Source organism: Aquimarina sp. BL5, assembly GCF_003443675.1.
Classification (GTDB): domain Bacteria; phylum Bacteroidota; class Bacteroidia; order Flavobacteriales; family Flavobacteriaceae; genus Aquimarina.
The window spans coordinates 1,094,144-1,111,350 of record NZ_CP031963.1; the positions used below are offsets into that span (position 1 = coordinate 1,094,144).

The following is a 17,207-nucleotide window of genomic DNA, read 5'->3' on the forward strand; positions in this document are numbered from 1 at the left end:
ATTTTTTTTTAAAAAAATATCCAATTTCGTTTTGTATTACACATAGATCTTAAGCATCTATAGAAAAATCATTACTACGATTTTCCAACCTTTATCTGGAGTTCCGGACAATGCCGATAACATTTTTCCTTTTTCAATAATTTGACCGTTTTCATCGATAATCTTATATGATGATAAAACAACTCTTGTTTAATTTTGTATCTTTAAACTATCCCTCAATGATTTGTATTTCGATATAAATCAAATTATCAACATTGTTCCCCGCATAAAATAACCTTATTATGGACAATGAAAATTCAAACGAAATTAAAAAACTTCAATCTCAGGTTTTAGATTTAGAACAGGAAATCGAAAATATTTCTAAAAAAGTACAAAAACTACACATTGAAAAAATAGAACAACTTTTAGCTATAGAAGAAACTATGTTAAAGAGTCGTTTCAGGCTAGTTATACTGATTTTGGCATCTTGCGTACTATTAACGTCTTTAGTTATTCTTTTAAATTATATATTTTTTCTAGAAGTTATCTGGATCTGTATTTTATCTGGAATACTGGGTAGTAGTATTTCTGCATTAATTTCTGCGCTACAACGAAAAGCCAATGGTTGGGAATTTAAAAACGGGTTGAAATATCCTAATGATTCACCTAAAGACAAATTCAGTATAAGAATTTCTTCTTTTTTTATAATAAGACCGATACTTGGCATTCTATCGGGATTCATAATTTATTACGGTTTTCAGACTATAGGAAGCTTTAAAATTAATTCAGAAGGATTAGAGGAATCAAGTTTGGTTTTTTGGTCAATACTAGCTGGATTGTTTGCGAAATCTATGATTGAAAAATTAAAAGATGTCTTTAAAAATTTAATTGGATCCTAATACTTACATTTTAGTTTTATAATTATTTAATTGAGAGAGATTTCACAAATTCAAGAATATAAAGAATTACGTAAATGTTTATCTATACATAGTGATACGAAATAATATTTTTTAGATAATTTTAGCAGAACAAACATTAGATTTCATTGATTCTATACATCTTTTCAAACAATTTTAAGACTAGCTTTTCTTACTACCTTATAGAAGAATAGTATATTTGCTGTGAATTTGAAAACCCCCGAATTGAGAGTCTTTTTTTCTATATTAATATTCACCGCTTTTGCTATCAGACCAGCAATAGAAATTAGTAATGTACTTTACTACCAGCTTAATATTAATGACATTATAGAAAAATATTGTGTTAATAAAGAAAGACCAAAGTTAAATTGTAATGGGAAATGTTACCTAATGACTCAGATGAAAAAGAGTAAGACTACTTCTGATACTAATAACACAAATTCATTTACGATAATTATTGAAGCTTTTATTCCTCTATTTTTCGAGGATAACACTTTACAAATTAAAAACATTCCAAATTTTTATACGGAACACCAACCAAATTGGAAACTAATACAGTTATACAAAGAAAATGTTTCCAAAAACATTGATCACCCTCCTGATATATATTTTTCTTAATCACTTAACCGGTGATATCTGCATATAGAAAATGGCTAAGAATGATTCTTAGCTATCCTACTCTATATTTTATTTAAACTTTTAAAGCTATTCAAAATAAGTCGGTATATAATCGTATACCCTTATTATTGAATCGATAGCTCATACAATTACAAATCATTTATAAAATGAAAACATATATCTACGCCATTATTTTAATGGTAACTCAATTTATATCCGCACAAGAAGGAGATAAAGAAAATAAATGGTCAGGATCAAGACCAGATGGACACGCTCCAATATCAGTAATGGGAGATCATACACACGGAAAAGGCGAATTCATGTTTAGTTATCGCTATATGTACATGAATATGGAAGACCTTAATAGAGGTAGCGAAAATGTACCTTTCTCGAATGCTCTCCGTCCCAACGATGTTTATATGGTTACCCCAACAAGTATGCCTATGCATATGCACATGCTAGGCATGATGTATGCTCCAACCGATAATATAACCTTAATAGCGATGGTGAACTATTTATCACAAAAAATGGATCATCTTACCGCTATGGGAGGAACATTTACCACTGAGTCTTCTGGATTTGGTGATACTAAAATTGCAGCGTTATATAAATTTTTTAATAAAAACAAACAACAATTACACGGTCAGATAGGGATCTCCATACCAACTGGAAGTATTGACGAACAAGATGTAACTCCAGCTTCTGCTCCGAATGAAGTAATACTCCCCTACCCAATGCAGATCGGAACTGGAACTTGGGATACAGAACTAGCTTTAACATATTTAAAACAATGGACTATACTTTCTTTTGGTACACAAGCGAGAACTACACTTAGAATTGGCGAGAATGATAATGGATACCGCTTAGGAAATAAGTATAGCTTAAACAATTGGATAGCTGTAACGGCAGCAGATTGGCTAAGTTTTTCTGGGCGATTAGAACTAGGGGCTACTGATAAAATAAATGGAACGAATCCTGATCTAAACCCAATAATGGTAATCACTGCAGATACTGCAAATTCTGGAATGACTTATGCAAACGCTGGTTTAGGATTTAATTTATACGCTTTTAAAGGAAATCTTAAAAACCTTCGTCTTGGTTTTGAAGCTGCTATTCCGCTATTCCAAAATATGAATGGCGTACAATTAAGAAATAAAGAAACCATTACGCTAGGTCTTCAATACGCCTTATAAAATATTTACTTACTAACTAATAACTAGGTGTACATCTATTTAAGAGTGACTATACCTATACATTAAATATAATGAAAAACATACTAATGTTGGCTATATTCCTTGTTTTTGGAATTCAAAGCTACGCACAATCTTTTCAAGGAAAAATTGTAGATAACTCTAACAATCCATTATCTGGAGCAACAATAATGGAATCAAGTATACCTGATAATGGTGTAATGAGTGATGATAAAGGTTCATTCAAAATAATTCTCAAAAACTCAAGTGATGTAATTGTCAGTTTCTTAGGATATGTAACCAAGAAAGTAACACTTACTAATGATATCAATATCATCCGATTAACTGAAGATAATGTAGCTCTAGAAGAGGTATTCGTTACCTCAGCGAGCAGAGAAATTCAGAAACGTTCTGAAGTCCCTGGATCGATTTCTACAATCTCTGCAAAAACTATCGAAGAAACAAAGCCTTTTGGTATTGATCAATTGGTGAATCAGGTTCCAGGAGTTTTTATGTCTACTTCTAGAGCCGCTAGTAATGAGCAACATTTTATGGCTGTTCGTTCTCCTATTTCCACAAAAGCCCTCTTTTTATATCTAGAAGATGGGTTACAAATACGCCCTACTTCGGTTTTTAATCATAACGCTTTATTAGAAATGAACGATATTTCTTATGATCGCATAGAGGTGCTAAAAGGACCTTCTTCTAGTATCTATGGTAGTGAATCCATTGGTGGAAGTTTTAATTTTATCACCAAAAAACCAACTAAAAACTTGAGTGGAAGTATTGGTTTTCAGACTAATAACATAGGGTTAACACGTTATGAATTAGAAATTTCCGATAAAACAACTGATAAATTTGGGTTTTATTTTGGTGCTCACTACGTACAACGAAAAGATGGGCCTATAGAACATAGTGATTATAATAAACTAGCAGTTACGTTTAAAACCGTGTATGACTTTTCTGAAACTACAAAATGGACAACGGTTTTAGATATTATTGACTACAGATCAGATATGAGTGGCTCTCTAAGTGAGTCAGATTATTTTGGAGGAAATTTTGAAAGTGATCAAACATTTACCGAACGAGAAGCTTTAGCTTTTAGACTCAGAACAACTTTAGACAAGTTCTGGAATGATCGTAATAAAACTTCTTTTAATTTCATTTTCAGAGATAACACAATGGATCAAAATCCATCGTATAGAGTTCGTCAGTTTAGAGATCAAGGCCAGTTAACTGGTTTTGGGTCTGGAGAAATAAACTCTAACCAATTTAAAAGTTTTGTAGGATTAATTCAGCATAAACTAGATTTTAACTTTGCTAATTCATCATTAATTTTAGGGGCTACCGGTGATTTTTCTCCTCAAAAATATATAGCAGAAACTACCAGTATCATTGTAGATCCTACAACAGGAAGAAACATTGATTTCAACATTAATTTTGGAGATTTTATATTGAATTACGAAGCTGACATCTTTAACTATGCTGGATTTCTTCAATATGAGATATCCCCTATCGAGCAATTAAAAGTTACTGCTGCCTTACGATATGATGGATTCGAATATGACTATGATAATCAAGTAGATGGAATCGTGGGAGTAGAAGATGCTGTAGATAATTTCAATAATATAACCCCAAAACTAGGAATCAACTATAATTTTTCGAACCGAACAGGTATTTATGCCAACTATTCTCAAGGGTTCACTCCGCCTCAAGTTTCTACTTTATATCGAAACAGAAATGAAGTACAAGGTATTAAACCAAGTAGATATAACAATTATGAAATTGGAGGATATTACTCTATTCCGTCAAAACTGTCCTTAGATGCCGCTGTATACGTATTAGAAGGAAAAAATACATTGATCACTTTACGAGACCTAGATGATAACTTTTTTAATACAAATGCTGGTAAAACTAGGTCTTACGGAATTGAATACGGAATCACTTGGAACATTTTTAAGGAATTGTCACTTTCTCATAATGGTAGTTATGCTAAACATCAATACATAGATTTTTTTGATAGTGGTGTGGATTACTCAGATACGGAAAGAGAGACCGCTCCTAACCTATTGGGGACCTCTATTATAACCTATCGTAAAGAGTATAAAAATATTGGTTTTAGCATTTCAGGAGAACACGAGCTTGTAGGAAGCTATAATACCAGTTTCGAGAATCAAGTCGAAAATGATGATGGAACATTTAGTACAGCAACATATGATGGTCATAATGTCTTTAATCTTAGAGCTTCAATAAGCCATAAAGGATTTGAAATATGGGGACATGCCTTAAATGTTTTTGATGAATTATATGCTGCAAGAGCTTCATATAATAGATTTAGAAATGAAAATAGTTTCACTATTGGAAACCCAAAAGCTTTTCATCTTGGAGTAAGGTATAATTTTTAAAAAACAAGTTTCTAAAATATAATTATGGTCTGCTGCTCTATATAATATGTGTCTAAAAGAGTCGACATCTCTAATATTGGTTTGCACATATTACTTTCTGTTATGGGGTAATAGAAAATATAGGCAGTAGATCTTTTTGTACGTTTTTATAAAACAATACATCATGAAAAAAAAATCAAAACTTAATACTTGGCTATGGAAATGGCATTTTATAGCTGGATTAATCTCATTGCCTTTTGTTCTTATGCTTTCTATCACAGGAACAATCTATTTATTTAAATCTAATTATGAAATTCCTAAACAAAAACATATAAAGGAAGTAACTGTATTCGGAACTCCTATTTCTTTACAAGAACAATGGTCAATTGCTAATACTAATGCTATTAAAAAACCTAACTCTTTGATTATATCTACATCTCCTAACCAAGCCACGGAATTTATTTCTGGTAGATTTGGCAGCAAGAGTAGTTTGTTTATCAATCCGTATACTGGTGTTATTTCTGGAGAGATTATTAGTAAAAAAACCGATATGCATACCGTAAGAAAGTTACACGGAGAACTGTTAATGGGTAAATTCGGAACTAAGATCGTAGAATTGATAGCTAGTTGGATGGTTGTTTTAATAGTAACTGGCTTATATGTTTGGTGGCCTTCTAGAAGATGGAAGTTAAAAGGGTATTTTATACCCAGAACAAAACTTGATCATAGAACATTTTATAGGGATGTACATGCCATTTCGGGGTTTTGGATATCCATTTTATTACTTATGATCTTAGCTGGAGGTTTTCCTTGGACCGATGTTTTTGGTACTAACTTTAAACAAATACAAAAAATAACGAATACCGGATACCCCGCTACCTGGCAAGAAAACCAAATACAGTCTAATCCTTCCGGAAATGCTTTAACACTGGATCAAATTGTAGCGAAAGCAAAAACATTACAACTTCCAGGTGTGGTAACAATTAGTTTCCCAAAAGGCCCAAAAGGTGTATACAGTCTATCTAATTTCAATCCATCTGATTTATCATCACAAGAAAAAATTCATTTTGATCAATACTCTGGAGAACCTATTCTAAAACATACTTGGAAAGACATAGGAATTCTAATGCGAGGAAGAATGTGGTTTATGGCCTTTCATCAGGGTGAATTCGGCCCATGGAATTGGTGGTTGGTATTATGTACAGCCATTATGTTAACAATAATGAGTGTGTCGGCTATTTTATCTTATGTATTAAGAAAACGAAAGAAAAGTTGGGGCGTTCCTAAAGTTCCTGCTTCATTTAAGGTTGGATATGGTATTGTTGTAATTCTTGTATTACTTTCTTTATTGTTCCCTTTATTTGGAATAAGCCTTATCTGTATTCTCATTATTGAATATGTACGAAGGTATATGAAACTCAAAAATCAAAATGATAGAATTAAATCTTATTAAAAACACATATTATGAAAAAATCATATATCTCCTTGTTCCTTATAATCATTATGATAGGTTGTCAACAGCAAAACCAAAGTAATAACAAGAATCCTAATTCCATTGATGTTTCTAAATCGAAAACTTCACAAAATGAAATTTCAGAAAATCGAAACTTAAAACTAGATGAAACGATATACTCTAAATCAGAGTTAGATGCAATGTCTCATCAAGAACTTATGACCCTAATTCACGAAGTACCAAATGATACTATCGCTACTATTGGAATACTTCTTTATGATGGATATTTTATGTTAGATGCTATGGGGCCTCTGTCTGTTCTAAATGGTATGGCCGACACTAAAAAACTTTTGATAGGAAGAAACAAAGGAATTGTAAGCAGTAGTAGTAATGTAAAAATTCAAGTAGATTATAGTATTAAAGACATTGATCAACTAGATATTTTAGTTATTCCAGGGGGATTAATAGAAACCTATAAAGCAACTAAGGATAAAGAATTATTAGATTGGATCAAAAAAATTGATCAAAATAGCAAATACACAGTTAGCGTATGCACTGGAGCTTGGATACTAGGAGCAGCTGGATTACTAGAAGGTAAGGAAGCTACTACTAATTGGTATAAAGCTGAAGAAACATTATCTCTTTATGGAGCAACATATGTTAAAAAACGATATACAAACGACGGAAAATATTGGACCAGTGCTGGGGTTTCTGCTGGAATCGATATGAGTTTAGCCCTAGTTGACCATATTTTAGGTAGAAACTATGCAGAGGCTATTGCACTTAATCTCGAATATAACCCTAACCCTCCTTTCTCTGGAGGACATCCAGATAAAACAAATCCAGTGATAAGCTACGTTATTAAAAGGATGTATGAGACTGGATTGCAGCCTCTAATAGAAATGGATAAAGAATAAATACACAAAATATAAGCCCTAACAAAATAAAGAAAAATAATACCTTTGAATAAATAAAATATATAAACACATGAAAAAGCTTTTTATACCTATTTTTACCATAATCACATCCATAATGATTTTCTCTTGTAATCAACTATCTAAAGAAGAACAAGAATTTGATGCTTTGATGCAAAAAGTAATCGATGTACATGACGAAGTAATGCCTAAGATGAGTACGATGAGTTCTTTAATAAAGGATCTGGAGCCCAAAATTGATACGACGACTACTGGTAAGTCATATGCTAATGCTCAAAAAGATCTTAAAGACTCTTATGATTTTATGATGGATTGGATGAGTGATTTTAGTACTAAGTTTCCTCACGGCGAAGAAAACACAGCAAAGGATATGGAAAAATTCATAGCTAAAATGAAAATGCTTCAGGAAGAAGAAGTTGAAGTTAATAAACTAAGAGATCAAATCAATTCTAGTATTAATAATGCAAAGAAACTATTAGAAAAGTCATAACCTCCGGTTTTTGGTTATAGTTTATAAAATTGTTTTATTTTTGCTGCTGCAACAAATCGCTTATACCAATGAGAAAAATTATTTTATTTGCCTCTGTACTGCTATTGACCAATACATTTGTACACGCTCAAAAAAAGAAAGATCTACTAGCAGAAATTGATAAGCTTAGACAAGAGTTAAAAACTACAGAAGGAGAATTAACTGAGGCTCGTAAAAATGAAAGAGTAAGTCTGTCTAAAGTAAAAACAATGGAGACTCAGGTAGCTGACCTGAAAGAAACTAACGCTACGCTATTAACTAATATGAGTAGTTTTACAGAGCTTTCTAATAAGAAAGCTAATAATCTTCAGACCTCACAAGAAATCATTAAAGCAAAAGATCAACAACTAAATGCGATCAATGATGCAATTACTGCTAATGACTCAATCAATTTGGCAGTATTCAGTAAGTTCAAGAATGCTATTGGAGGTGATAATATAAAAATCAGTAATGGTACGATACATATAGTTTTACCAAATACTACCCTTTTTGGAGAAAATGACAAGAATTATATTGTAGATGAAAAAGCAAAATCAACATTAGAAAAAATTGCTGCTACATTAAATGCTAATCCTAATCTTAGTGTTTTAGTAGAAGGAAACAGTAATGCCCTAAAACTAGATGGGAAAAAGATTATAGATAATTGGGATTTAAGTTCCAGACAGGCTGCATCCGTTGTAAGAGTCTTACAATCAGATTATAAAGTGGACCCTAAACGCTTAGAAGCTTTAGGTAAAAGTGAATATAGTACTGAAAGTATTGAAACAGTTACAAGAATTATAATTGATCCAAAATTTGATGAGTTCTACAATTTGGTAAAAGACAATATGAAGAACTAACTTTTTAAAGTTTTATCTAACATATCTTAAAAGACCAACTATTTCTAGTTGGTCTTTTTTAATTATTCTAATTAAAATATCAGTATCCTAATATTTAAGAACTTGTGAGCTTTTTACTTTTAAACTCGGTAGGATTCATTCCCGCGTGCTTCTTAAAAAACTTAGAAAAGTGTCCTGCTTCCTTATATCCTAACTCATATGCTATTTCTTCTGAAGTTTTGTCTGAATATATCAATAACCGTTTTGCCTCTAATACAATACGCTCATTGATCGTTGCCAAAGGCGATTTATCACTGTATTTATGAAACAAATTAGATAAGGTCTTCGGAGATTTAAACAATAGTTCTGCGTACTCAGCTACCTGATGTTTTTCCCTGAAATGTTGTTCAATCAAAATATTAAACTTTCTAATGATATCCAGTTGATTATTTGGTAAATCCGGTTCTGGCAAGTCTTCTTTGATAAGTCTTCTAGATTTAATAAGAAATCTTTTTAGAAGTGTCTGAAGCATTTCTCCCTGTATCTGATCTTTATTTTCAAACTCCTCTTTAAAAGAATCAAACATCATCGAGAAACTTACTTTTTCTTTTTCATTGAGTGTTAATATCTGCGGAACAGAAGAACCAAAAAACAAAAAACCATTACAAGAAACTTCCTGATCATGATCTCTAATACAATAAAACTCTCTATTAAACACTAATGAAATGATACCGTCTGTATTCTTATCAATCTCTAATACATTCAATGGTGTACAAAAAACGATTTGATCTTTCTCTAACTCGATAAGAGAACCGTCTATACGAAAACTTACTTCATGATCTTTACTCCATATGATCTTATATAATCCTTTATTTCTTAATAAGTCTAATGATGAAGAACAATTAAAATCTGTAAGAATAAATGTGCTTTCATCTTTTATGCTTGAATAATCTAATCTCATCCTCAAATAAACAAATAAATTTTATCAAAACAGAAAAATCTATTAGTCTTAAGGAATAATTTACATTTTACAGCCTGTACTTCTGACCTACATTTGTATAAATAATTAATCTAAAAATAAAATACAAATGGAAACCATAATAGAGAATAATCTAAAACACATTCACCAATTATTATCAAAAGGAGCTTTTATAGAAGCTATGGACACGTATTTGCATGATGATGTAGAACTTAGAGAAAGTAATGACAAACCTAAAAAAGGAAAAGAATTTAATTTAAAATTCGAACAAGATTTTATCGATAACCAACTTTCGGAGTTTATTAGATATGACGTAAAAAATTATGCAGTTAATGGAAACCATTCTTTTTATGACGCAGTAATGGAATTAAAGCTTAAAGATGGAAGTACCATGCTTTCCGAGCAAACCGTAGTTACCGAATGGAAAGACGGAAAAATCTACAGAGAACGTTATTATCATGCATAGTAAATACTAGTACTAATAAAAAAATCCAATCATTTCTGATTGGATTTTTCTTTATCATGTTAGTAAGATATAATTTCGCTTATTTCACAACCTATATTCCTTTCTAAACTCCATAGGTGTTTTATGTGTTTTCGATTTAAATACCTTAGAGAAATACGCATAATCTTCATAACCTAAACTTTGTCCAACTAAGGATAAAGAATTATCAGAATGTACGATGAGCCGTTTTGCTTCCAATAGAATACGCTCCGTTATTAATTCCGTCGTAGTTTTATTTAATGTTGTTTTTGTAATCCGATTCAAGTGCTTAGTAGTAATACTAAGTTTTTCTGCATAGAACTTTGCAGATTTTTCTGTTTTATAAAACGCCTCTATTGTAGTTTCTAAAGAAGATAATGTTTGTAAGTAAATCGGGGTTGAAGATCTATGTACTGTTTTTTCATTTATATACAAACGAGATAAATCAATATAAATAAGATCAACTAAACTAACTATCTTTTGTTTATTAAAAGGTAAACTTTGATGAAATTCTAAATTCACCTCTTTAAAGTAGTATTCTAACGGAGTAAGGTTATCTATCGTCAAGTTTATATAAGGTGGATTATTGTAAGAGTAATAAAATGGAAATTGTTGGAGTTTTTTATTTGAAAAATGAAATTCATAAAAATCCTGCGAATGAAAAAAGATATAGCCTTCTGGCTGTTCATCAAATTTCCAATAATGTGTCTGACCCGGCATTAAAAAAAACACGCTTCCTGGTGATACTGTATAAGAATCAAAATCAACTTCATGTATCCCACTTCCTTTTAAAAAACACACACATAGAAAGAAGTCGTGCTTATGTGGTCTATGAAAGATTTCCTTATTTTTTAGTAAATGTTTCTTTAGATCATTACTGTAAAAATCTGTCAGGGATTCTTCCTTTTCGAATTGAGTTATATTTAATATTGGTATAGTTTTCAAGAAAAAACAAAATATGTCTCTAAAGTACAAAAAGTTGCGATAAAATTCTGAATATTTAAAACCTAAGTATCATTAAATTTGCATTTTATATTAGTAAAAATTAAAGGTTACCTAATAAACAGAAAATCCTTATTACGAAAAACCGAAGTCTTTTATTTACAAATAAATACCATATGAAACTTCTAAAAGGAACAAAAATCAACAGCATATTGGAAGGGAGTTGCCCTGTTTGTCAGAATGAGAGCATGTATTCTGAGAAAAATCCCTATAAATTAAAAGAAACGCTAAAAATGAAAGAACGATGTGGTTCTTGCAATACAAAATATAAAATTGAACCTTCCTTCTTTTACGGCGCCATGTATGTAAGTTATCCTGTAGGTATAATGTTTGCTAGTGCTGCGTTTATTATGTCTTACCTTATACTTGGTATTGATTTAATACCTACTTATTGTATAATTGTACTGGTCATGGTTTTTTCTCTTCCGATAATTCTTAGAATATCTCGAAATATTTGGATTAACTTTTTTATGAGTTATAAGTAAAATTAGAAAACATCAAATAACCACGTAGTTCATATATTTGGAAATAGAAAATAGTTGAAAATAAAAAGTCAAGATGGGTTCAATATATACTATTTAACCTTGAAAGCTATAGCTTGACCACCTCCCTTTGCTAGTTTTATTTTAAGAGTATCTCTTGATGTTATTTGTTTTTTAGTTATTATAAAAGCATGTGGATTTGTTTCCCAATCAGCTTCTCTCCCGTCTTCATAAATAGTTGCTTCATAATTTTTACCTTCCGAAAGAAACGATAAATCGATATTAAATGTTCTTTCGTTTTCATCAGAAATACTACCTAAATACCAATTTTCCGTACCTCGCTCCTGACGAACAACCGTATAATAATCTCCTATTTTAGCATTTAACACTTTACTTTTAGACCAGTTAGTTGGTACATCTTTAATAAATTGAAACGCATCGTTACCTTCATAATTTTCTGGTAAGTCTGCTGCCATTTGTATTGGACTATACATGGTTAAATAATATGCTAATTGCTTACAAATGGTACTTCTAACTCTAAATTTTTTGTCACTCCAGTCTTTATCCGGTAAGTCTGTTTTAAAAATACCAGGTGTATAATCTATAGGACCTCCAAGAATTCTGGTAAACGGTAATACAACTCCGTGTTCTGGTGAATTACCCACGCTCCACGCGTTATATTCTTGGCCACGAGCTCCTTCTCTAGCCATAATGTTTGGATAAGTACGCTGTTCTCCAGTAAACTTTATTGGTTCATGGTTAACGATAAGCAATTGATATTCCGCAGCTTTTTGAATCATTTTTTTATAATGACGAACCATATACTGCCCATGATGATGTTGTTTATAGGTCTTTTTATTATAATCATAATTTACATCACCTGTATACCCAACTTTTACTGTTTTCATTCCCAAATCTTTACACATTTGGTATAATTCATCCATAGCTGGTTCATAATGGTCGATATCAGAAATAGTTTCGTGGTACATCATCATTCTTACTCCTTTTTTTCTCCCATATTTAGAAACTTCTTCTATATCAAAATCATCTGTGGGTGTTTTCCAATCAAAAATTCCATATCCTGTCCATGAGCCCTCCATATCATCCCAACCTTTATCCCAGCCTTCGATAAGAACATCTGGAATACCGTGCTTTGATGCAAAATCTATATGGTATTTAGCATTTTTAGTATTAGCCCCGTGCGGTCTTTTTATGGGCCTACCAAACTGTGTTTTTTCTGCCCACGCGCTTTTACCTATATGTAGTTCCCACCAAATACCAATATATTTATAAGTCTCAATCCAACTAGTATCATCATAAGCACAAGGCGGATTCAGATTCATAATTAAATCGGACTCTACTAAATCTCCAGCATTTTTCGCAATCTGGATTGTTCTCCAAGGTGATTGAAAAGGTGTTGATGCTCTTACCAAATCTCCATTCAACCAAGGTGTTAAATGTGCTTTCAATTTTGAGCCTTCTTGAGTATTTAACAAATTCATTCCAGCATAATCAGTTAAATTTGCTTCATGAATACTAATTACCAAGCTATCATTAACTTCGATAGTTGTTGGTGTATTAGCCATATTCGCTCTTTCTTCTTTGTCTGGTCTTCTAAAAAACTGTAAAGAATCTCCTATTTTACTAATTGGTGAGTTATAGTATACTTTCTCGTAATTATCATAATCGGCAAAATTCCACCAAGCTTTATAATCATCTGCGAAATTAAACTCGGTCAACTCATCGGTAATTACAAAATCCTTTAAATTTTCTTGTTCCGGGAACACATATCTAAATGCAACGCCATCATCAAAAGACTTTGCCAAAACATCAATCAGAATTCCTGAATTCTTTTGTTTTAAATGAAGTGTTAGTTGGTTAAAACTATTCTTTACAACTTCTCGTTGTCCCCATACTGTTTTCCATTCTGAACGTTCTGATTTAATTTCAGAAGACAATATTTCGAAATCATTTTTAAGTGATTGATTTTTTAATTCAAACCCTAATGCAGAAGATTTAATAAACTTTGTGTTTATTGAATTAACAGCATAAAACAACTGACCTTTATCATCTAAAGAAAATATGATCGTATTTTCTGAATTTGGAGATATTACCATTGTTTTTATCTCCTTAGGAGTAGAACAACTCAAAACCAGAATACTTATTAGTAAGTTTAATATTCTACCCATTTTTAAAATCTAATTTTATTTTCTTTAATTTCTGAGGAAAATGGAACTAAATAAAAAGAGTATTTATAAGTTCCAGGTTTGATTCGATATTCTTCATGTGGCTGTGCTCTTTTAGTCCAAGTATCATCTCCTCCAATACCTTGCTGCTTTAAATCTATATTAACTGATAAAACATCTCTATCAATCAATTGATTTGTATGAGTTGCTTCTTGAAGATTTTGTAAGCCATAAGGAATAACACTAAAATTCAATACCTCTTCGCCAGAAATTAATAAACCTTTTCCACTTTTGTTTTTAATTTTAAACCAACGGATGTCAGTATGGTTACCATATTCCTGAGGATATACATAATCATAACTCATGGTTTGAGCATCTCCTGAAAAAAGACCTATCTTAGCTCCATAATTCCTGTCTTGATAGTTGGATTGTGGTCCTTTACCAAAATAGCTAATATCCTTGTATGTATTAGAAACATCGAACGTCATACCCATTCTTGGAACATTTGGAGCATTTTCAGCAATTATAACATTGTAATCAACCTTAATCTCACCACTACCAAGTATCGTATAGACTAGATTAACTGCTGTCTTTGGGTTTTTAATTTGCCCCTTTACATCTATAATAACTTTACCTTTTTCATTAGAGTTTACAGCTATATCTTTTATAGCAATTAGGTCACCCGCTTTCATCCAAATACGCTCTTCTGATAATTTTAAAGCCTTTCTATACGCTTTATCATTTTCCGTCTCCGCTCTCCAAAAATTCAACTTTAAAGGAGATTCTAAAAGAGTAATTCCTTTCGATTTATAGAAGTTAATATAACCCGATGTCTTATCAATCTGAATTAATAGGGAATCATTTTTAATAGCTATAGATGTATCATTTTCACTGACTATTAATGATGATTTACCTGTAATAGAATTTACTAGAGGAACGCTATAATTTAGTTGAAATTGATCTTCAAAAACTACATATCCTTTATTTTCCCATAGTGTATTTTCTTTTAATTTTCCTTTAAAATTGATAAAGTACTCTTTACCTGCTTTTAATTTAGGTTTTTTGAAATTGATATTTATTTCCTCTGTATTATAAGGTTTTGTACTTAAAGATGGTAACATGCCTTTTTGAATAATAATACCATTTTCAGTAAGTGTCCATTCTAAAGTATATTTAGACAAATCTGTAGCATGGTGTCTATTCAGTATTTTAAACTTACCTTTTAATGCATCTGTTTCAGAAATAACAGCTGGTTGATTTACTTTTTTACATTCATAAATTTCAGGTTTTGGTGTTCTATCTGAAGCTATAATCCCGTTAATACAGAAACTACCAGAATTAGGAGTATCTCCAAAATCGCCGCCATAAGCCAAAAATTCTTTTCCATTTTTGTCTTTTTGCAAAATACCTTGGTCAATCCAATCCCATATATAACCCCCAATTGCTCTGTCATTCTTATAAATAACATCCCAATATTTTTTCATATTCCCAGTTGAGTTACCCATAGAATGAGCATACTCACACAATATAACTGGTCTTCCATCGGATTTACTTTTATCAATTAAATTTTGAAATTCATCTGGATGGGGATACATACGACTAATAACATCTACCCAAGGACGATCTATTGGAGCAGAAATATCTGGATCATAATACGTTTTCTCTTTATTATCTTTTGGATTTCCCTGAGCACCTTCATAATGTATATATCGCGTTGGATCAAAATCCTTAATCCAACCAGCCATCGCTGCATGATTTGGTCCTGTACCAGACTCATTACCCAAGGACCACATAACTATACTTGGATGATTTTTATCTCTTTCTACCATCCTAACGGCACGTTCTAAATAAGTGTTACTCCACTCTGGAACATTAGACAGCTGTCCTCTAGTTCCATGTGTTTCTAAATTAGCTTCATCCATAACATACAAACCATATGTATCACATAAATCATAGAAATAAGGATCATTAGGATAGTGTGATGTTCTGACAGCATTAAAATTAAATTTTTTGATTAATTGTACATCCTTTTCCATATCTGCACGAGAAACGGTTTTGCCATTTACCATATGGTGATCATGACGATTAACACCTATCATCTTAACTGGATTGCCATTCACTAAAAATTGGCCAAGTTCGTTTATTTTAACTTCTCTAAAACCAACCTTTGTACTTGTATGCTGAATTGGATTTCCATTCACATCTTTAAGTGTAAATAATAACGTATATAAATAAGGATCATCTGAAGACCATTTTCTAGGAGATTTCACTTCTGTTGTAATTAAACCAAACTTTACATTATCTCTTTGCGGATACCATTCACCAAAATACTTTTCAAGCTTCATAACATTTTTATCTCCCACTTCCTTTCCTTTTGCATCAAGTAATTGTGTTGATAATGTCCAGTCGTCTATAGTTGTTTTCAAAGGGTTCCCTCCAAAGTGTCCAACCTTCTTAATATATTTATCTTCGATATTGGCAATAAACTCTGGTCTTATTTCTAATAATGCGTTGTTATAATTCTCATCTAAACCCGTACGAATGGCAAAATCTGATAGTCTAACTTTAGGTACAGCTTTTAAATACACTTCACGTTCTATACCGCTCATTCTCCAATGATCTTGTGCTTCTAGATAACTCCCGTCTGACCATCTATAGACTTTAACTGCTATTTTGTTCTCGCCCTTTTTTATATGTTCTGTAATATCAAATTCTGATGGTAATCTAGTATCTTCACTATAGCCAACAAAAACACCATTTACCCATACATAGAAGGCAGAAGATACACCTCCAAAATGAAGAATAACATCTTTTTCTTTCCAAGAATCATCAATATTTACTGTTTTAATATAATGACCGACAGGATTATCATGATGGTTTATATAAGGAAAATCACTAAAAAAAGGATAAACTGAATTGGTATAAATAGGTATTCCATAACCTCTCATCTCCCAATTTGAAGGTACATCTATTGTTTTCCATTTTGAGGCATCAAAATTATTATCTTGAAAATCCATTGATGCATCTGCAGGTTTTGCAACCCAATTAAATTTCCAATCACCATTTAAAGATTTATAAAATTTTGATTGCTCACGCTTATTTGATTTTGCTAAAGCACTATTTTCATAAGAGTAAAAGGTTGCTGTTGCTGGCAATCTATTAATCTGGTTTACATTTGGGTTTTCCCAATCTTTTTGCTGCGCTGATGCAAAAAAAGTTACGCACAATAATATAGAAAATACAGTCTTCAT

The 17,207-nt window shown here is 31.6% G+C and carries 14 protein-coding genes; 10 read left to right on the forward strand and 4 right to left on the reverse strand.

Annotated features, from left to right (window positions below; genetic code table 11):
• Nucleotides 1-281: 281 nt before the first annotated feature.
• The 8 genes from D1818_RS04870 to D1818_RS04905 all read left to right on the forward strand — a co-directional run bounded on the left by D1818_RS04870 (nt 282) and on the right by D1818_RS04905 (nt 8,844).
• Entirely contained in the window at nt 282-878 is a 597-nt protein-coding gene (locus D1818_RS04870; RefSeq protein ID WP_118456666.1) for a hypothetical protein, read from the forward strand.
• A 417-nt stretch (nt 879-1,295) separates the two neighbouring features.
• Complete coding sequence (locus D1818_RS25235) at nt 1,296-1,514, forward strand: hypothetical protein (RefSeq protein WP_158596952.1); 219 nt, start codon at nt 1,296-1,298, stop codon at nt 1,512-1,514.
• 167 nt (nt 1,515-1,681) lie between these two features.
• On the forward strand, nt 1,682-2,707 hold the full coding sequence (locus tag D1818_RS04880; RefSeq protein WP_118456668.1) for a transporter: 1,026 nt from the start codon (nt 1,682-1,684) through the stop codon (nt 2,705-2,707).
• 71 nt (nt 2,708-2,778) lie between these two features.
• Nucleotides 2,779-5,109, forward strand: coding sequence for a TonB-dependent receptor (locus D1818_RS04885; protein WP_118456669.1), 2,331 nt, complete (start codon nt 2,779-2,781; stop codon nt 5,107-5,109).
• Nucleotides 5,110-5,272: 163 nt separating this feature from the next.
• Nucleotides 5,273-6,541, forward strand: coding sequence for a PepSY domain-containing protein (locus D1818_RS04890; RefSeq protein WP_118456670.1), 1,269 nt, complete (start codon nt 5,273-5,275; stop codon nt 6,539-6,541).
• Between the two features lie 11 nt (nt 6,542-6,552).
• Entirely contained in the window at nt 6,553-7,458 is a 906-nt protein-coding gene (locus tag D1818_RS04895) for a DJ-1/PfpI family protein (protein ID WP_118456671.1), read from the forward strand.
• Nucleotides 7,459-7,528: 70 nt separating this feature from the next.
• Nucleotides 7,529-7,966, forward strand: coding sequence for a hypothetical protein (locus tag D1818_RS04900; protein ID WP_118456672.1), 438 nt, complete (start codon nt 7,529-7,531; stop codon nt 7,964-7,966).
• Between the two features lie 68 nt (nt 7,967-8,034).
• Nucleotides 8,035-8,844: an OmpA family protein gene (locus D1818_RS04905; protein WP_118456673.1), complete on the forward strand. Its 810-nt coding sequence runs from the start codon at nt 8,035-8,037 to the stop codon at nt 8,842-8,844.
• 94 nt (nt 8,845-8,938) lie between these two features.
• Here D1818_RS04905 and D1818_RS04910 read toward each other — a convergent pair whose 3' ends face one another.
• Nucleotides 8,939-9,784, reverse strand: a complete 846-nt coding sequence (locus tag D1818_RS04910; RefSeq protein WP_118456674.1) for an AraC family transcriptional regulator — start codon at nt 9,782-9,784, stop codon at nt 8,939-8,941.
• Nucleotides 9,785-9,911: 127 nt separating this feature from the next.
• On the opposite strand from D1818_RS04910, the gene D1818_RS04915 reads away from it, so the two are divergent.
• Nucleotides 9,912-10,268, forward strand: coding sequence for a hypothetical protein (locus D1818_RS04915; RefSeq protein WP_118456675.1), 357 nt, complete (start codon nt 9,912-9,914; stop codon nt 10,266-10,268).
• 84 nt (nt 10,269-10,352) lie between these two features.
• Here the strand turns inward: D1818_RS04915 and D1818_RS04920 are convergent, their stop codons facing one another.
• Nucleotides 10,353-11,231 (reverse strand): AraC family transcriptional regulator, encoded by an 879-nt coding sequence (locus tag D1818_RS04920; RefSeq protein WP_118456676.1) that lies wholly within the window; start codon nt 11,229-11,231, stop codon nt 10,353-10,355.
• Between the two features lie 173 nt (nt 11,232-11,404).
• Here D1818_RS04920 and D1818_RS04925 point away from each other — a divergent pair, with 173 nt between their 5' ends.
• On the forward strand, nt 11,405-11,773 hold the full coding sequence (locus D1818_RS04925) for a DUF983 domain-containing protein (RefSeq protein ID WP_118456677.1): 369 nt from the start codon (nt 11,405-11,407) through the stop codon (nt 11,771-11,773).
• Nucleotides 11,774-11,862: 89 nt separating this feature from the next.
• Here D1818_RS04925 and D1818_RS04930 read toward each other — a convergent pair whose 3' ends face one another.
• Both D1818_RS04930 and D1818_RS04935 read right to left on the reverse strand, forming a co-directional pair.
• A complete protein-coding gene (locus D1818_RS04930) occupies nt 11,863-13,959 on the reverse strand; it encodes a glycoside hydrolase family 97 protein (RefSeq protein ID WP_118456678.1) in 2,097 nt (698 codons plus the stop codon).
• A 2-nt stretch (nt 13,960-13,961) separates the two neighbouring features.
• The gene (locus tag D1818_RS04935) at nt 13,962-17,207 is read right to left on the reverse strand and encodes a glycoside hydrolase family 2 TIM barrel-domain containing protein (protein WP_118456679.1); all 3,246 of its coding nucleotides are present in this window, start codon (nt 17,205-17,207) and stop codon (nt 13,962-13,964) included.